This window comes from Mesorhizobium sp. M9A.F.Ca.ET.002.03.1.2 (assembly GCF_003952365.1).
GTDB lineage: Bacteria > Pseudomonadota > Alphaproteobacteria > Rhizobiales > Rhizobiaceae > Mesorhizobium.
The window spans coordinates 3,251,441-3,269,074 of record NZ_CP034443.1; the positions used below are offsets into that span (position 1 = coordinate 3,251,441).

General features: G+C 64.7%; 13 protein-coding genes. 1 reads left to right on the forward strand and 12 read right to left on the reverse strand.

Translation table 11 applies throughout. The features are described 5' to 3' along the window. The first annotated feature begins 15 nt into the window (after positions 1-15). Complete coding sequence (locus tag EJ066_RS15640) at positions 16-1,509, forward strand: aldehyde dehydrogenase family protein (protein WP_126039308.1); 1,494 nt, start codon at positions 16-18, stop codon at positions 1,507-1,509. A gap of 165 nt (positions 1,510-1,674) precedes the next feature. Here EJ066_RS15640 and EJ066_RS15645 read toward each other — a convergent pair whose 3' ends face one another. The 12 genes from EJ066_RS15645 to EJ066_RS15700 form a co-directional block, all read right to left on the reverse strand. After that, a complete protein-coding gene (locus EJ066_RS15645; RefSeq protein ID WP_126039311.1) occupies positions 1,675-3,384 on the reverse strand; it encodes an APC family permease in 1,710 nt (569 codons plus the stop codon). Positions 3,385-3,650: 266 nt separating this feature from the next. After that, positions 3,651-6,020, reverse strand: coding sequence for an aminomethyltransferase family protein (locus tag EJ066_RS15650; protein WP_126039314.1), 2,370 nt, complete (start codon positions 6,018-6,020; stop codon positions 3,651-3,653). 148 nt (positions 6,021-6,168) lie between these two features. Further along, positions 6,169-6,798 (reverse strand): sarcosine oxidase subunit gamma family protein, encoded by a 630-nt coding sequence (locus EJ066_RS15655; RefSeq protein ID WP_126039317.1) that lies wholly within the window; start codon positions 6,796-6,798, stop codon positions 6,169-6,171. Next, positions 6,791-9,775: a sarcosine oxidase subunit alpha gene (locus tag EJ066_RS15660; RefSeq protein ID WP_126043903.1), complete on the reverse strand. Its 2,985-nt coding sequence runs from the start codon at positions 9,773-9,775 to the stop codon at positions 6,791-6,793. The genes EJ066_RS15655 and EJ066_RS15660 overlap by 8 nt, the downstream gene beginning before the upstream one ends. Next, complete coding sequence (locus tag EJ066_RS15665) at positions 9,775-10,050, reverse strand: sarcosine oxidase subunit delta (RefSeq protein WP_126039320.1); 276 nt, start codon at positions 10,048-10,050, stop codon at positions 9,775-9,777. The genes EJ066_RS15660 and EJ066_RS15665 overlap by 1 nt, the downstream gene beginning before the upstream one ends. Before the next feature lie 17 nt (positions 10,051-10,067). Then, positions 10,068-11,321: a sarcosine oxidase subunit beta family protein gene (locus tag EJ066_RS15670; RefSeq protein ID WP_126039324.1), complete on the reverse strand. Its 1,254-nt coding sequence runs from the start codon at positions 11,319-11,321 to the stop codon at positions 10,068-10,070. 92 nt (positions 11,322-11,413) lie between these two features. Next, complete coding sequence (gene glnT, locus EJ066_RS15675) at positions 11,414-12,721, reverse strand: type III glutamate--ammonia ligase (protein ID WP_126039329.1); 1,308 nt, start codon at positions 12,719-12,721, stop codon at positions 11,414-11,416. 40 nt (positions 12,722-12,761) lie between these two features. Continuing rightward, complete coding sequence (locus EJ066_RS15680) at positions 12,762-14,090, reverse strand: FMN-binding glutamate synthase family protein (protein WP_126039334.1); 1,329 nt, start codon at positions 14,088-14,090, stop codon at positions 12,762-12,764. Between the two features lie 6 nt (positions 14,091-14,096). Next, entirely contained in the window at positions 14,097-14,840 is a 744-nt protein-coding gene (locus EJ066_RS15685; RefSeq protein ID WP_126039337.1) for a GXGXG domain-containing protein, read from the reverse strand. Between the two features lie 4 nt (positions 14,841-14,844). Continuing rightward, positions 14,845-15,741 carry a glutamine amidotransferase family protein gene (locus tag EJ066_RS15690; protein ID WP_126039341.1) on the reverse strand — a complete coding sequence of 299 codons (897 nt, stop codon included), beginning with the start codon at positions 15,739-15,741 and terminating at the stop codon, positions 14,845-14,847. A 235-nt stretch (positions 15,742-15,976) separates the two neighbouring features. After that, positions 15,977-16,195 carry a hypothetical protein gene (locus EJ066_RS15695; protein ID WP_126039344.1) on the reverse strand — a complete coding sequence of 73 codons (219 nt, stop codon included), beginning with the start codon at positions 16,193-16,195 and terminating at the stop codon, positions 15,977-15,979. Positions 16,196-16,218: 23 nt separating this feature from the next. Further along, positions 16,219-17,616 (reverse strand): ammonium transporter, encoded by a 1,398-nt coding sequence (locus EJ066_RS15700; RefSeq protein WP_126039346.1) that lies wholly within the window; start codon positions 17,614-17,616, stop codon positions 16,219-16,221. Positions 17,617-17,634 lie beyond the last annotated feature (18 nt).

Consider the following 17,634-nt stretch of genomic DNA (forward strand, 5'->3'; position numbering starts at 1 on the left):
CTGGAGGAGGACGTCATGACCATAGCTCAGACATCGGTGGCGCTGCGTCAGCCGATCGACGGGCGCCATCGCCAGATATTCGTCGATGGCGCCTGGGTCGACGCCGGCTCGGGCCGGACCTTGGAGACCCGCAATCCGGCAACTGGCACCGTCATCGCCACGGTGCCGCGCGGCGACCGCCAGGATATCGAGCTGGCGGTCGCCGCGGCGCGCAAGGCCTTCGACGGGCCGTGGAGCCGGTTCAAGCCCTATGAGCGGCAGGTGCTGCTCCTCAGGATCGCCGACCTCTTCGAAAAACACTGGGAAGAGATCAGCCGCTCGGACACATCAGACATGGGCATGCCGATCGTGCGCACCCTGGCCAACCGCAACCGCGTCATCGGCATGCTGCGCTATTACGCCGGCATGGCGACGTCCCTGCATGGCGAGACGATCGAGAACTCGCTGCCGGGCGAAATCGTCTCCTTCACCCGCAGGGAGCCGGTCGGCGTCGTCGGCGCCATCATCCCGTGGAACGCACCGACGGCCGCGTCGGTCTGGAAGATCGGGCCGGCGCTGGCGACCGGCTGCACGGTGGTGCTGAAACCTTCGGAAGAGGCGCCGCTGACGCCGTTGCTGATCGCCGACATCATGAACGAGGCCGGCGTTCCCAAAGGCGTCGTCAACGTCGTGACCGGCACCGGCGCCGAGGCAGGTGCGGCACTTGCCGAGCATATGGGCGTTGACAAGATCGTCTTCACCGGCTCGACGGCGACCGGTCAGTCGATCGTCCGCGCCTCGGCCGGCAATCTCAAGCGCGTCTCGCTGGAGCTTGGCGGCAAGTCGCCGGTCATCGTCTGCGCCGACGCCGATCTCGACAGAGCGGTGCCGGTGGCGGCGATGTCGGTGTTCGCCAATTCCGGCCAGATCTGCATCGCCGGCTCGCGCCTGTTCGTCGAACGCTCCATTCACGACGACTTCGTCGCGCGGCTGGCAGCCTATGCCAAGGGTCTCAGGGTCGGCGACGGCATCGACCCGGCGACCGAGATCGGCCCGCTCGTCTCGGAGAAGCAAATGCAACGGGTCGCCTCGTATCTCGAGGCCGGCACGGCGCAGGGTGCGACCCTCGTCACCGGCGGCGAACGCCTGACGGAGGGTGCGTTGGCGGCCGGCCATTTCGTCGCGCCGACCGTCTTTGCCGGCGTTTCGGACGACATGAAGATCGCGCGCGAGGAGATCTTCGGGCCGATTATTTCGGCGCTGCCCTTCGATACGCTCGACGAGGCGGTCGAGCGGGCCAATAACACGCCCTATGGTCTCGCGGCGGGGGTCTTCACCCGCGACATCGCCACGGCGCACCGGCTCTCGCGAAGAATCCGTGCCGGCTCGGTCTGGGTGAACACCTATCACGCCATCGATCCGGCCGTGCCGTTCGGCGGCTACAAGATGAGCGGCTACGGACGCGAGGGCGGTGCCGAGCACCTCGACGAATACCTCAACACCAAGGGCGTGTTCATCAAGATCGATTGAGTCTCACGCCGGATCTGGCATGAAATAAAAAACCCGCCTCGGCGGCGGGTCGTCGGCGCAAATCAGCACCATATTTGAATTTCTAGCATAATTGCCGGCACAAAGCAAGAACAAAATATGCAGGAAGCAAGCGCGCATCGCGCGCTCGATCCCTTGAGGCTGATATCAGATGACGAACAGCCAGTTGGCCAGCAGCATCACCACGACGCCGGCGATCAGTGTCAGGTAGGGCAGGATTCCCGCCTTGCGGGCCGTAAGATCGGTCGACTTCATGCCGAGATCGGCCAGCATATGGTCGGGAAACCTGCCGCCGTCCTGGATGTAATGCCGGAAGCAGAACACCGGGATGATCAGGGCAGCGGTGATCAGCCCGGCCCATAGCGCCATCGGGTTCCAGACCTTGGCGCCGGCGCCCATGAAGATCGCGTTGACATAGGCAAAGATGGCGCCGAGGCCGAGCAGCCAGCTCGGTGCTTTCCACGGCCGCGCGATATGGCCGTTATCGATGCGGTGGATCCAGCCGGCATTGAGGTTGAGGAAGTTGAAGATGATGTAGCCGCAGTTCGACACGGCGAGGATGAAGAAGAAGCTCGTCGCGTCGGCCGAGGCGATGGCCAGCACGATCAGGTTGAAGATCAGGTCGGTCCACATGGCCCGCGTCGGCGCGCCGTGCTCGTTGACGTGACTGAGATAGCGCGGCAGCCAGCCATCGACGGAGCCCTGATAGAGCGTGCGCGAAGAACCCGCCATCGCCGTCATGATGCACAGCACCAGTGCCAGGATCATCAGCATCACCAGCAGGCTATGGATCAGCTGTCCGCCGCCGACCATGCCGGCCAAGGCATCGGCAACACCGGAGCCGTCGACGATCGGGGTGGCCAGCATGCCGTTCAAGCCGAGCACGCCCTGGAAGGTGAACGGCACGAGGATGAACAGCAGCATGCACAGCAGGCCGGAATAGAAGATCGCCTTGAACGTGTCGGTGCCGGGATTCTTGAACTCGGAGGTGTAGCAGACGGCGGTCTCGAAGCCGTAGGTCGACCAGGCGGCGATGAACATGCCGCCAAGCACCAGCGTCCAGCCGGCGATGTTCCAGGCGCCGGGCTCGGGCGCATAGGCGGCCGCCAGCGGCACCAGCGGCGAGAAATTCGCCCAGTTGATCTGGCCGGTGACGATCGGCACGACGCCGACGATCAGCATCGGGATGATGACGAACAGGCCGATATATTTTTGCACATTGGCCGTGCCCAGGATGCCGCGATGCTGGATGGAGAAGATGATCAGCATCAGCACCGCGCCGATGAAGAAGGTGGCGTTGAAGGTGAAGGAGACCGGGCCCAGCGTGTGACCGTAGAGCGTCCAGTTGCGGATCGCCGGCGTGGCGGCCGCCGTCACCGCGGCAATCGCGTCGGCGGCACTGGTTCCGGCATGGGCCGCGATATACGCGGCGACTTCCGGCGAGGCGTCGCTAAACAGCGGCACCGGCGCCAGTGCGTTGAGGATATAGGCGGCGGCGATCGAACAGCCGAGCGACAGCACCGGCGACCAGGCGAACCAGTTGCACCAGACCGAGAGCGGCGCGATGAACTTGGAGTAACGCAGCCATGCGGTGGCGCCGTAGACCGAGGCGCCGCCGGATTTGTTCGGGAACAGGCCGGCGATCTCCGCATAGGTGAAGGATTGCAGGAAGCCCATGACCATGGACGCGGTCCAGATCAGGAAGGCCAGCGTTCCGGTCGTGCCGGCAATGCCGCCGATCGAAAACAGGACAAGGGCGGGAACGCCGCTCGCCACCCAGAAGGCGCCGCGCCAGTTGATGTTCCGCTGCAACTGCCCTTCGGCAGGCTGCTCCAGGACAGTGGTTATCGTGCTCATATGCATGCATTCCCCATTCTTGATGTTCCCATCGGCGACAGCCGCGATTCCACGTGGCGTCGTCGCCGACGCATCCGTTGAACGATCCCGGGTGTTTCCGCTCAGTTGTTTTTTTTTCTTAGCAGTGAAGATTGACCCAGCCCGCTTCCACGTCAAGCTTTTTGTGAAGCTGCGCACATCACGTCTGTAACATACGCGTCAAACAGCCGCCGGCAGTCGGCCGACACCCGTCGCCGAGGTCGGTCGATGCCTCTTGAAAGTGGCTATCAGGAGCGCGGTCTGGTCTTTTGCGGGTCGTAATGGGCGAAGGGCACGACGCGCGCCGGCAGCCGCTTGGCATGGCCGTCGAGCTTGCCGATCTCGACCTCGGTGCCGATGGCGGCATGGGTGACGTCGAGCCTGGCCAATGCGATGGTCTTGTTCAGCACCGGCGAGCGCATGCCCGAGGTAACGACGCCGATCTGGGCGCGGCCGACATGGACGCAATCGCCGTGCCCGACGGCGACATTGGCGTCGATGTCGAGGCCGACCAGTTTCTTCTGCGGGTTTTCCTTGCGCCGGATCAGCGCCTCGCGGCCGATGAAATCGTCGGTCTTGGTCTTCAGCGGCACGGTGAAGCCGATGCCCGCCTCGAACGGATCGGTCTGGTCGGAAAACTCGTAAGCAGCAAAGATCAGCCCGGCCTCGATGCGCACCATGTCGAGCGCCTGCAGCCCCATCGGCTTCAGGCCGTGCGGCTGGCCGGCCTCCCAGATGGCGTCGAACACCTTTTCGGCGTCGCGCGGATGGCACCAGATCTCGTAGCCGAGTTCGCCGGTATAGCCGGTGCGCGAGACGACGACGGGAATGCCGTTCCCGCCGCCGATGCGGGCCACGGCGAAGCGGAACCATTCGAGCTCCTCGATCGACGGCTGCAGCGGCGAGGTCCAGATGATCTCCTTGAGGATGTCGCGGCTCTTCGGCCCTTGCACGGCGACATTGTGCATCTGGTCGGTCGATGAGCGCACCAGCACGTTGAGGCCGAGTTTTGTCGCCGTTTCGCGCAGCCATTCGCCGGACAGGTCGTCGCCGCCGACCCAGCGGAAATTGTCCTTGCCGAGCCTGAGCAGCGTGCCGTCGTCGATCATGCCGCCATGTTCGTAGCACATGGCGGAATAAACGACCTGGCCGACGCCGAGCTTCTTGACGTCGCGGGTCAGCGTGTATTGCAGCAGCGCCTCCGAATCCGGGCCGGTGACCTCGAACTTGCGCAGCGGCGACAGGTCCATGATCACGGCATCCCGCCGGCAGGCCCAGTATTCGGCGATGGCGCCTTCCTTGGCGAAGGAGTTGGCCAGCCAATAACCCCTGTACTCGACGAAATCGCGTGTGTGCTTGGCAAAGCTCGAATGAAAGGCGGTCTCGCGGGTCATTTTCGGTTCCGAATCGGGCGTCATGCGTCTGGCGATCGCTCGCGAGAATTTGTGCTGGCCGGAATAGGTCCGCACATGGATGTCGGTCAGGTTCCAGCCATTGGCCGGCGTGGTGTCGTCGGGGCAGGCGGACGAGACGCAGACGATGTCGGCGAGCGCCCGCAGCAGCACATAGTCGCCCGGCCGCGACCATGGCTCGTCGGAAACCATGACGCCATGCGCGTCGATCGCCGTGTTGAAGAAGAAGTTGATCGCCATCCATCCGGCGCGGGGGTTCACGCCCTTGTCCGACAGCGCGCGGTTGAAATTCTCCGAGCAGTTGGGGTGGCCGGGGTAGCCGATGTCGTCGTAATATTTGGCGGCGCAGGCGAGCGCGAAGGCATCGTGCCGGCCGCACGTATCCTGCACCACCTCGACCAGCGGCTCCATGTCCTGGTCGTAGTATTTCGAATGCAGGCCGGGCATCGGATAGCTCGAGCCCATCAGCGTGCGGGTCGTCGTCACGTCGAGCGGATGGTCGCGTCCCTTGTCCAGCTTACGCGCCGAAAAACACTGGAAATCGGTGCACTGGCGCCCGTCGACATCGATGATCTGCAGATAGTCGCCCGCCTTGACGAAATAGGATTCCGCCGTCGCCGACCGGACGCGCAGGTCGAGCACCGGATCGGCCAGCGGATCGCCCAATTGCGATTTCGCCGCCGGGCGGATGGTGGCGCGGCGGACGATGACGCTGAGCGGCGTCGCCGTGTCGTGGCCGTCGACGAGCATCGGCCCGCCGGGGGCGGCGATGATCATCGAGCCGTCGCGGACGGCGCTGAAACCCTGTTCGGTGCCGGCCGGGGTGGAGCCGCCGAACACGCGCACCGCCTTTGGCTGATCGAGCTGCACCTGGCGGCGCGCGAGCCCGTGGCGCAGCGCGGCGAGGCTGTCGTCACCCTCGGCCAGCAGCGCCTTGATGCCGGCGGCGTTGCTGTTCGATTTCTCGCCGAGAATACCGGGATCGGTCGCGCCGCTCTTGTCCCATGCCAAAAGTTCGCAGGCCTGGCCGCCTTCGACATTGCGCACCGTGATGGTGTCGCCGGCTTCGACGTCGATGAGCACCGCGCCATTGCCCTGCACGGTATAACGCTCCATGCCGGCCGGCAGTGCGATCTGGCCGGGCCGCAGGATCAGGCTCGGCCGGGGCGGTCCGGCAGCTATGGCGGGGTAGGGCGACTGGCTCATCTCGACCTTGGGTCCGAAGAAACAAGTTTGCCTGTACGTGAAATTATTTTAGCAGCAAGAATAGGCAGCCGGGTCGGGTTTGGCAAGGCGAAGGTGGGGACGCGCCTTCCCTTCTCCCCCAGGGGGAGAAGGGAAGGCGCGCGCAATGCTACGCCAATTCCTCCGAATGGCCGATCTCGACCCCATACTCGGCGCCAGCGTCCAGCATCGTGTGCCACAGGCTTTCGGCGAAGGTCGCGAACGCCAGAAGGTTGAACACGGCCTGCCCGTCCGGCAGGTCGTTGCCGCGCCAGAGCGTGACGCTGGTGTGGTCGATCGAAGTCGCGGCGGCGGTGCCGGCGGGGAATGCCGCCGGATGCAGGTCGAGCGAAGACAGTTTGGCGAGCATGGTGCGCGCTTTCGTGCCGGAAATGGCGATCAGGGCGCGCGCATGCGACTGGTCCGACAGCGAGGCCGAAGCCGCGAACGTCCGGCCGAGCGGCTCCATCGCATGCTTGCCGCCCTTCGACAGGACGAGGAATTGGTCCGGTCCCGACCAGATCAGCGTGGCGTCCTCAGCCTGGACCGCCTTCGGCGTCTCCGGGGCCGCCACGCCGAACCGGGCCTTGGCGGCGGTCGCCAGTTCGGCCCATCTGCCGCGCCGCGCCATAATCTGAATCAGGTCGAAATTGCGGATTTCCGTGAGCGAAATACCCGGCGCGACGTCACGCACGCCATAGGCGCCCCCGACAAGGACATGCTCCAGCGGACTGCGGGAAACCCAGGAAAAATCAGCCACGCTGGCGCCCTCCATCCGGATCGTAGAAGACGGGATTGCACAGTTCGACGTCATAGTCCTCGCCGCGCAGCGGATCATGCGCGTGGACGATCTCGCCGATGCGCTCGCGGCCGCGCTCGACAAGCGCGAGCCCGATCCACTGGTCGAGCGTCGGCGAGAAGCAGACCGAGGTGACATAGCCCTGGTCGTTGTCGGGGCCGGGTGTCTCACCCCCGGGAATAATATGCGCGCCGGAGCGCAGGCGGCGCGCCTTGTCGGTCGGCTTGATACCGACAACGACCTGCCGATCCGCTGCCGCCAGCGCCTCGCGTCCGGCCATGACTCGGCCCACAAAATCCTTCTTGGTCGACATCATCTTGGCCAGGCCGAGATCGGCGGCTGTTGTGGTGCCGCTCAGTTCCGGCCCGGCGACATGGCCCTTTTCGATGCGCATGACGCCGAGCGCCTCGGTGCCGTAGGGCGTCACGCCGAATGGTTTGCCGGCCAGCATCAGGTTGCGCACCAGCGCGTCGCCGTAGCGGGCCGGGACCGATATCTCGAACGCCATCTCGCCCGAGAACGAGATGCGGAACAGCCGTGCCTTGATGCCGCCGCGAAGTGCCACTTCCCGCGCCCCCATGAACGGAAACCCCTCGTTCGACAGGTCCTCGGCCGGATCGACGATTTCCCTGAGCAGGTCCCGCGCCTTCGGCCCGGCGACCGAGAATTGCGCCCACTGGTCGGAGACGGAGGTCAGCTGCACGTCGAATTCCGGAAACAGCACCTGCCGGCAGAATTCGAGGTGCTGCATCACCGGGCCGGCCTTGGCGGTCGTGGTGGTCAGGAAATAATGGTCCTCGGCCAGGCGCGAGGTGGTGCCGTCGTCATAGACGATGCCGTCCTCGCGCAGCATCAGCCCGTAGCGCGCTTTTCCCACGGCAAGACTGGAGAAGGTGTTGATGTAGACGCGGTCGAGGAAGGTGCCGGCATCCGGGCCGTGCACGTCGATCTTGCCGAGCGTCGAGACGTCGCAGAAGCCGACGCCGGAGCGCACCGCCTTGACCTCGCGGGTGACCGAAACCAGCCAGTCCTTCTCGCCGGCGCGCGGATACCATTGCGCGCGCTTCCACAGGCCGGTGTCGACGAAGATGGCGCCCTGCTCGGCTGCCCAGTGATGCGACGGCGTCAGCCTTGTCGCATGGAAGTTCTCGTCACGATGATGGCCGGCGAAGGCGCCGATGGCGACCGGCACATAGGGCGGACGGTAGATCGTCGTACCGGTCTCGGGGATGGATTTGCCTGATACCGCCGCCATGATGGCGAGACCGGCGACGTTCGAGGTCTTGCCCTGGTCTGTGGCCATGCCGAGCGTCGTGTAGCGCTTCAGGTGCTCGACCGATTCGAAGCCTTCGCGCTGCGCCAGCTCGATGTCCGAAGCGGTGACGTCGTGCTGATAGTCGACGAAGGCTTTTCCCTTGCCGGCGACGTGCCAGAGCGGGGTCAGCGAAAACGCTTCGTCGTCGGCGACCGGCGGCGTGCCGGCATTGCCACCGCGCCCGGCGCTCTGCGCCGCCGCGGCACCCGCGGCAAACCCTTGGCTCAGGCAGGCGCCAAGCCCGAAGGCGCCATTGGCGGCACCCGCGGCCGCCATGCCCGGAGGGGCGCTGTCCGGCACGAAGGCCGAAATATCGTCCTGCCACTTCGGCCGGCCGCGATGATAGGAGGTCAGCCCGACCGCCGGGTTCCAGCCACCGGAAACGGCAAGCCCGTCGGCTTCGACTTCGGCGCGCGCGCCGCCTGTCAGCGACACCGCGATTTTCCGGACGCCGTCCTTGCCGCCCTCGACCCCGGCGACCGACCCGTTCAGCACGGGAAAGCCGGCTTTGGTCGCCAGCGCGCGATGCGCGGCGGATACATCCGGACGCGCATCGACGACAGCCGCGATCTGCAATCCGGCACGCAGCGCGGTCTCCACCGTGCGCCAGCCGTCCGCATTGTTGGTGAACAGCGCGATGCGCCGTGCCGGCGTCGCCGCGTAGCGTTCGACATAGCTCCGCATCGCCGAAGCCATCATCACCCCGGGCGTGTCGTTGCCGGCAAAGACGATGGGCCGTTCGATGGCGCCGGCGGCAACGATCGAGCGTCTGGCCACGATCCGCCACAGCCGCTGGCGCACCTGGTGCTGCGGCGGCGAGGGCAGGTGGTCGTTGACCCGTTCGATCGCGCCATAGGTGCCGCCGTCATAGACGCCGAACAGCGTCGTGCGGGTCATGATGCGGACATCGGGGAGTGCTGCGAGCTCGCCCAGCGTGCGCGTAATCCACTCCGCTGCCGGCACGCCGTCGATCGTGCCGCCGTCCGAGAGCAGCCGGCCGCCGGGGACAAAATCCTCCTCGCACAGGATGACGCGGGCGCCGCCGCGCGCGGCGGCAAGGGCGGCCGCAAGCCCGGCCGGGCCGGAGCCGGCGATCAGCACGTCGCAATGCGCCCAGGCCTTGTCGTAATGGTCGGGATCGGCGACGCCCGCGGCGCGTCCGAGGCCGGCGGCGCGGCGGATCGCCGGCTCGTAGATCGCCTCCCAGAATTTCGCCGGCCACATGAAGGTCTTGTAGTAGAAGCCTGCGACGAAGATCGGCGCAAACAGCTGGTTCACCGCCATCAGATCGTGGCGCAGCGACGGCCAGCGGTTCTGGCTGGCCGCTTCGAGCCCGTCATAAAGTTCTGCCGTCGTTGCCTTGGTGTTCGGCTCTCGCCGCGCGCCTGTGCGCAGTTCGACCAGCGCGTTGGGCTCTTCCGAACCAGCGGTCAGGATGCCGCGCGGCCGATGGTATTTGAACGAGCGGCCGACCAGCTTGACGCCGTTGGCGATCAGTGCGGAGGCGAGCGTATCGCCCTGGAAGCCGGCAAAGATCTTGCCGTCAAAGCTAAAGTTCAGCGGCGCAGAACGGTCGATGAGGCCGCCGTTTGCCAGCCGGTGTGTCTGCGGGCTGCCGACCATCACGCGCCAGCCTTGGCGGCGCCAACGCCCGCCGCTGGATCGACCGAGGAAATCTCATGCGTCAGCGTGTTGCGGGTGATCTTCAGCCAGGCCCGGCAGCCGCCGCCATGGTACCAGTACTCGCTCGTCCCGCCGGCAACATTGTCGCGCAGGTAGACGTAGTCGAAGACCTCGTCTTGCGATGCGCCGGCCGCCGGGCGCACCGGCTTGGCGTCGCCCAGATAGGTGAACTCGCCGAGTTCGCGTTCGCCGCAGAAGGGACAGACAATACGCATGCTCTTCTAGACCGCTTTCAATGCAGGTTCGGTTGGGCGCCGACGCCCTTTTCATCGATCATCGCGCCGCGCCGGAACCGGTCGAGGCGGAATCGTGCCGCCTCCTTGTGCGGTTCGTCGCGGGCCAGAAGATGGGCAAAGACAAAGCCGGAGCCCGGCGTCGCCTTGAAGCCGCCATAGCACCAGCCGGCATTGAGATAGAGGCCGTCCACCGGCGTCTTGTCGATGATCGGCGAACCGTCCATCGACATGTCCATGATGCCGCCCCACTGGCGCAAAAGGCGCACGCGGCCGATCATCGGCATCAGCGCCATGCCGCCTTCGCAGACATCTTCCATGACAGGCAGGTTGCCGCGCTGCGCATAGGAGTTGTAGCCGTCTATGTCGCCGCCGAAGACCAGTCCGCCCTTGTCGGACTGGCTGACATAGAAATGGCCGGCGCCGAAGGTCATGACACCGGGAATGAGCGGCTTGATCGCCTCGGAGACGAAGGCCTGCAGCACATGGCTTTCGATCGGCAGGCGCAGTCCCGCCATCGCAGCGACGCGCGACGAACTGCCGGCGACGGCCATGCCGACCTTGCCGGCGCCGATTGTGCCGCGCGAAGTCTCGACGCCGGTCACCTTGCCGTTGGCGTCACGCACAAAGCCTGACACTTCGCAATTCTGGATGATGTCGACGCCGAGCGCGCTTGCCGCATGAGCATAGCCCCAGACCACGGCGTCGTGCCGCGCGGTGCCGCCGCGCCGCTGCAAGAGCCCGCCTTGCACGGGAAAGCGTGCATTGTCGAAGTTCAGGAACGGCATCATCTTCCGGACCGCCGCCAGGTCGAGAAGTTCGGCGTCGATGCCGTTGATGCGCATCGTGTTGCCGCGCCGCGCATAGGCGTCGCGCTGGGCATCGGAATGGTAGAGGTTGATGACGCCGCGCTGGCTGACCATCGTGTTGTAGTTGAGATCCTGCTCCATCCGCTCCCACAGCTTCATCGACAGCTCGTAGAAGCCGGTGTTGCCGGGCAGCCCGTAATTGGAGCGGATGATGGTGGTGTTGCGGCCGGCATTGCCGGAGCCGATCCAGCCCTTTTCGAGCACGGCGACGTTCCGGATGCCGTACTCGCTGGCCAGGAACCATGCGGTGGCCAGGCCGTGACCGCCGCCGCCGACGATCACCACGTCGTAGCGATCCTTCGGGCTGGCGTCGCGCCACGTGCGCTGCCAGGTCTTGTGGCCGGAAAGCGCGGCGCGGGCGAGGGAGAAGATCGAGTATTTCATCAACTCATTCCGAGATCGCTTGCGCCACGCAGAACCTTTCTTGACGCATCGGATTCATCCGAAAACCGCTTCACACTTTTCGGTCCGATGCTCTAGATGTCCAGCGTGTGGTCGCGCTCCCACTGGGTGAAGTGGGAAGCATAGGAATTCCATTCCTGGTGCTTGAGCTTTAGATAAGCCGACGAGAATTCCTCTCCCAGCGCCGCCTTGAGCGATTTGTCGTTGTCGAACTCGCGCAATGCATCGAGCAGGTTGAGCGGCAGCTTCGGCGCGCCCTCGACCGTGTGTCCGAACTGGTACATGTCGATATCGTAGCGCTTGCCGGGTTCGGCCTGCGAGCGGATGCCGTCGAGGCCGGCTGCGATGATGACGGCTTGCAGCAGATAGGGGTTTGCCGCACCGTCGGGCAGGCGCAGCTCGAAACGGCCGGGGCCGGGCACGCGCACCATATGGGTGCGGTTGTTGCCGGTCCAGGTCACCGAGTTCGGCGCCCAGGTCGCGCCCGAAATGGTGCGCGGCGCATTGATGCGCTTGTAGGAATTGACCGTCGGGTTGGTGATCGCCGCAAGCGCGGAAGCATGCTTCATGATGCCGCCGAGAAAATTCCTGCCCTTTGCCGACAGGCCGAGCTCCATGGCGTTGTCGGCGAAGACATTGGTCTTGCCGTCTTTGTCCCACACCGAAATGTGGGCGTGGCAGCCATTGCCGGTCAGGCCGGGGAACGGCTTCGGCATGAAGGTCGCGCGCAGGCCATGTTTTTCCGCCACCGACTTGACCATGAACTTGAAGAAGGAATGCTTGTCGGCGGTCGCCAGCGCATCGTCGAACGCCCAGTTCATCTCGAACTGGCCGTTGGCGTCCTCATGGTCGTTCTGATAGGGGCCCCAGCCGAGCGCCAGCATGTGGTCGCAGATCTCGGCGATGACGTCGTAGCGGCGCATCACCGCCTGCTGGTCGTAGCAGGGCTTCGACGCGGTGTCGTATTCGTCGGAAATCGCCTTGCCGTCCGGCGAGATCAGGAAGAACTCGGCCTCGACGCCGGTCTTGATATGCATGCCGTCGCCGGTCGCCTCGGTGATCAGCCGCTTCAGCGTGTTTCGCGGCGCCTGGCCGACCTCCTTGTCGTCCATGACGCAGTTGGCGGCAACCCAGGCGACGTCGGGTTTCCACGGCAACTGGATGACCGAATCCGGATCCGGCACCGCCAGCATGTCGGGATGCGCCGGCGTCAGGTCGAGCCAGGTGGCAAAGCCGGCGAAGCCCGCACCGTCCTTCTGCATGTCGGCGATGGCTTGCGCCGGCACCAGCTTGGCACGCTGCCCACCGAACAGGTCAGTGTAGGAAATCATGAAATATTTGACGCCGTTGTCTTTGGCGAAGGCGGCGAGATCGTTCCCCATTATAGTTCCTCGCTTATGGCATTTTGGGTGGTCTGGTGTCTTAGAAGCCGTTCTTCCCCGGTATCCAGTTGGTGCCGGCCAGCGGCACGCCGGCCATGGCGGCGGCTTCGATCGTGAGCGCGACGAGATCCTCGGGTTCGAGATTGTGCAGGCTGTTCTTGCCGCAGGCGCGCGCGATCGTCTGCGCTTCGAGCGTCATCACTTTCAGGTAATTCGCCAATCGCCGTCCGGCGGCGATAGGGTCGAGCCGCTTCATCAATTCGGGATCCTGCGTGGTGATGCCGGCCGGGTCGCGCCCCTCGTGCCAGTCGTCATAGGCGCCGGCGGTCGTGCCAAGCTCGTTATAGTCCGCCTCCCAGCGCGGATCGTTGTCGCCGAGCGCAACCAGCGCCGCCGTGCCGATCGACACGGCGTCGACGCCGAGCGCCAGCGCCTTGGCGACATCGGCGCCGTTGCGGATGCCGCCGGAGATGATCAGCTGCACCTTGCGGTGCATGCCGAGATCCTGCAGCGCCTGCACCGCCGGCCTGATGCAGGCAAGCGTCGGCTGGCCGACATTCTCGATGAACACTTCCTGGGTCGCCGCCGTGCCGCCCTGCATGCCGTCGATCACGACGACATCGGCGCCCGACTTCACCGCAAGGGCCGTGTCGTAGTAGGGCCGCGCGCCGCCGACCTTGACGTAGATCGGCTTTTCCCAGTCGGTGATTTCGCGCAGCTCCAGGATCTTGATCTCGAGATCGTCGGGGCCGGTCCAGTCGGGGTGGCGCGAGGCCGAGCGTTGGTCGATACCCTTCGGCAGCGTGCGCATCTCGGCGACCCGGTCGGAGATCTTCTGGCCAAGCAGCATGCCGCCGCCGCCGGGCTTGGCGCCCTGGCCAACCACCACCTCGATCGCGTCCGCCCGCCGCAAATCGCGCGGGTTCATGCCGTAGCGCGACGGCAGATACTGGTAGACCAGCGTCTTGGAATGGCCGCGCTCTTCCTCGGTCATGCCGCCGTCGCCGGTGGTCGTCGAGGTGCCCGACAGCGTCGCGCCACGGCCGAGCGCTTCCTTGGCCGGACCGGACAGCGAGCCAAAACTCATGCCGGCGATGGTGATCGGGATTTTCAGCTCGATCGGCTTCTTGGCGTGGCGCGAACCCAGCACGACGCCGGTGTCGCAGCGCTCGCGGTAGCCTTCGAGCGGATAGCGCGAGATCGAGGCGCCGAGGACCAAAAGGTCGTCGAAATGCGGCAGCTTGCGCTTGGCGCCGCCGCCGCGGATGTCATAGATGCCGGTCGCCGCGGCGCGGCGGATCTCGGAAAGCGTGTAGTCGTCGAAGGTCGCGGGTTTGCGCGGCGTCGTCGGCGGGTTGCGATAGGTCATTGAGCCTCAATACGCGTCGGCGTTGTCGATGTTGAAATTGTAGAGCGTGCGCGCCGAGCCGTAACGCTTGAACTCCGCCGCTTTGACGCCGGTCACCCCGGCGCGGTCGAGCAGGCCCTGCAGCAATTCCAGATGCTCGGGCCGCATCTCCTTGGCGATGCAGTCGGCGCCAAGGCTGCCGACCTTGCCGCGCACGAACAGCCGCGCCTCGTAGATCGAATCGCCGAGCGCGTCACCGGCATCGCCCAGCACCACCAGATTGCCGGACTGCGCCATGAAGGCCGACATGTGGCCGATATTGCCATGGACGACGATGTCGATGCCCTTCATCGAAATGCCGCAGCGCGACGACGCATTGCCTTCGATGACCAGCAGCCCGCCCCTGCCGGTGGCGCCGGCATATTGGCTGGCATCGCCTTTGACAATTATCGAGCCCGACATCATGTTCTCGCCGACACCCGGTCCCGCCGAGCCATGCACGGTAATAGTGCTGCCGTCGTTCATGCCGCCGCAATAATAGCCGACGCTGCCGCGGACATCGATGGTGATCGGCTGGTCGACGCCGACGGCGACCGAATGGCTGCCTTTCGGATTGAGCACTTCCCAGGCGGTCTGGTTCGAACCGGGGGTCAGATTGTGAAGCGCCTGGTTGAGCTCGCGCAGCGGCGCCTCGGCCAGGTCGAAGGCCCGTGACGCTTGGTCCTGGACATGGCCCTGGTCGAGGGCCTTGGAAACGTTGATTGCCGGCATCAGCTCAATGCTCCCAGAAATAGACGGTTGCGGGCTCGGGTTCCCAAACCCTCGCACTGTCTATGCCGGGCAGTTTGGTGAGCGCGCGATATTCCGAGCCGAAGGCGACATACTGGTCGGTTTCGGCCATGACGGCGGGCTTGCAGGCGATCGGATCGCGCACCACGCCGAAACCGTTCTTGGTGCCGACGACGAAGGTGAAGAAGCCGTCGAGGTCGCTCAGCGTGCCTTCCAGCGCTTCGCCGAGATTCTTGCCGTGCGCCATCTGCGAGGAGAGATAGGCGGCCGCGACCTCGGTGTCGTTCTCGGTCTCGAATGTCATGCCTTCGCGGATCAGCTCGCGGCGGACATTGTTGTGATTGGACAGCGAGCCATTGTGCACCAGGCACTGGTCGGCGCCGGTCGAGAAGGGATGTGCGCCCATCGTCGTCACCGCCGATTCCGTCGCCATGCGGGTATGGCCGATGCCGTGCGTGCCGGTCATTGAGCGCACATCGAAGCGATCGACGACCGCTTCGGGCAGGCCGACTTCCTTGTAGATTTCGACGACGTCGCCGGCGCCCATGATGCGGATGTCGGGGCGCAGCGCCCGGATGGTCTCGCGCGCTTCATCGATCTTGTCGTGGGTGGTCCTGACCACAGCGTGCGTCGATTTCACCGCGATGCTCACCGGCGCTCCGATCGCCTTGGCGAGTTCGGCGTCGAGGCCGACGAAATCGCGCTCCGGCTTTGCCGACTGGATGGTGATCTTGGCCTCGTGGCCGGATGGGGCGCCATAGATGGCGATGCCGGCGCTGTCTGGACCGCGATCGCTGAGCGAGATCAGCATTTGCGACAGCATCGAGCCGAGCTGGGGCTCAAGCGACTTGTCCTTCAAAAACAGTCCGACGATTCCGCACATGTCAGGCTCCCGAGGTGAGGTATGATTTGGGTGCTACCAGCTTCATGGATCAAATTCAACTCACATGAAAGTTTTTTTCATACTAAACAAGTCGCCTGGCGTAATCGAGGCGCCAGGCGACGTGTTCCGGTCTAATGCATGTCGCCCAAAAGTGCGCAGCGGTTTTGGGATAACGACATGCATGAAAACAAGAGCCTAAAGCGCATCGCATGAATTCCTTCAGACGCGACGCGCTTTAGTAGCGGTCGATTGCCGCTCTCGTTTCCTCTCCGCTGCGATCCGCAGCCATATCGGCCTCGATTTCAGCGTTCTCGTGGCGCGTCTGGAGGATGTGCCAGCCGATCCAGAAGACAAGGCCGAGGATGACCATCAGGACCTCGGAGCCCTGAAACGGGTAGATCGCGCCGACGTCCTTGAGATCGACGGCCCAGCTTTCCATTCCATTGGTAGACATTGCGAATTCTCCTTGTCCGTTGACTATTTCATCATGGCCTTTTCGGCTGCTCCCACGTCGCGGACCGACGCCTCGAAAGCATGATTGAGGGCAAAGTCGACGCCCTCGAGTTCCACCTTCGCCGGTACGCGCAGGAGGTTCATGCCGTTGAGGATCTTGCAGACGACGAAGGTGGGAACGAAACCGAGCACGAACATCAGCACCGCGCCCGCGAAATTGCCGAGCGGGTTGATGTGCGCGAAGCCCTCATAGGGCGAGGACGGCTGTCCCCACAGCATGAAGCCCGCCACCACGACCCCGAGGAAGCCGCCATAGCCGTGCACGGCAACGGCGCCCACCGCATCATCGATCTTGAAGCGGCGTTCGACGAAATAGTGCAGTCTGTAGCAGATGGTCGGGACGATCGCGCCGATCAGCAGCGCCTGGATCGGGTGATAGAGGTCGTTGCCGGCCGAGGCCGAGATGACGCCGCAAAGCCCCATCGAGAACGTCCAGAACGGGTCACCTTTCGAGACGAGGTAGCCGGCCATCATGCCGCCCGACAGTGACATCAGGAAGTTGAAGGTGATCGCCGAGAGCGTCGTCGGCGCGAGATAGATGTTGGTCGCCGTCCAGATTTCGCCGGTGATCTGGCCGGCAATCGTAGCCGGGCTGATCAGCGGGATGTTGCATGCGGCATAGAAGCCCCAGAAGCCGGTGTAGATCAGGAACAGGCCGATCGTGACCAGCCACACATTGTGCGGCGGGATGTCCCGCGGCGTGCCGTCGGGCTTGAACTTGCCGATGCGTGGTCCCAGCACGATGAGGAAGGCGAGCGCCGCTCCGCCGGCGATCGCATGCACGACGCCCGATGCGTAGGCGTCATGATAGCCCCAAAGCTTCACCATCCAGCCTTGCGGATGCCAGCCCCAGGCCGCGTCGAGGATCCACAGGACCGAGCCGACCAGCACCGCGACGATCCAGAACGCACCCGAGCGCGCGCGCTCTATGATCGAACCCGAGATGATCGACGCCGTCGTAATGGAAAACAGCAGGAAGGCGCCCCAGAACACGCCGTTGAGGCGATGCCACAGCGCGGCGTCGGCAGGCGTTACTCCCGTCTCGCCTGGACTGACGCCGGACAGATGAGTGCCCATCAGCGGATTCCATGCTTCAGCGAAAGGTGCCGTGACAAGTCCGCCCGCGATGCCCGGCCCGTTGGGGAAGCCGAAATAGATCCACCAACCGAAAAAGTAGAACGTAACCGTGACGAGCGGGATCGCCATCGCGTTCTTCATCAGCGTCTTCAGGTGATTGCGCCGGCGCGACACGCCGACCTCGTAGGTGCAGAACCCGACATGGATGAGGAACATCATGACGATGGTCACCCAGTAGTAGAATTCGGTGAAAATGGTCGTTAGAGCGTTGAGATTCCCTTCCATTGCATGTCCCCTCCGTTC

Bases quoted from the DNA above. Each gene is read 5' to 3' on its own strand.
- EJ066_RS15660 (WP_126043903.1), bottom strand. From the start codon at position 9,775: ATGGTCGGCAGCCCGCAGACACACCGGCTGGCAAACGGCGGCCTCATC.
- glnT (WP_126039329.1), bottom strand. From the start codon at position 12,721: ATGGGGAACGATCTCGCCGCCTTCGCCAAAGACAACGGCGTCAAATAT.
- EJ066_RS15645 (WP_126039311.1), bottom strand. From the start codon at position 3,384: ATGAGCACGATAACCACTGTCCTGGAGCAGCCTGCCGAAGGGCAGTTG.
- EJ066_RS15695 (WP_126039344.1), bottom strand. From the start codon at position 16,195: ATGTCTACCAATGGAATGGAAAGCTGGGCCGTCGATCTCAAGGACGTC.
- EJ066_RS15680 (WP_126039334.1), bottom strand. From the start codon at position 14,090: ATGACCTATCGCAACCCGCCGACGACGCCGCGCAAACCCGCGACCTTC.
- EJ066_RS15650 (WP_126039314.1), bottom strand. From the start codon at position 6,020: ATGAGCCAGTCGCCCTACCCCGCCATAGCTGCCGGACCGCCCCGGCCG.
- EJ066_RS15685 (WP_126039337.1), bottom strand. From the start codon at position 14,840: ATGCCGGCAATCAACGTTTCCAAGGCCCTCGACCAGGGCCATGTCCAG.
- EJ066_RS15640 (WP_126039308.1), top strand. From the start codon at position 16: ATGACCATAGCTCAGACATCGGTGGCGCTGCGTCAGCCGATCGACGGG.
- EJ066_RS15690 (WP_126039341.1), bottom strand. From the start codon at position 15,741: ATGTGCGGAATCGTCGGACTGTTTTTGAAGGACAAGTCGCTTGAGCCC.
- EJ066_RS15665 (WP_126039320.1), bottom strand. From the start codon at position 10,050: ATGCGTATTGTCTGTCCCTTCTGCGGCGAACGCGAACTCGGCGAGTTC.
- EJ066_RS15700 (WP_126039346.1), bottom strand. From the start codon at position 17,616: ATGGAAGGGAATCTCAACGCTCTAACGACCATTTTCACCGAATTCTAC.
- EJ066_RS15670 (WP_126039324.1), bottom strand. From the start codon at position 11,321: ATGAAATACTCGATCTTCTCCCTCGCCCGCGCCGCGCTTTCCGGCCAC.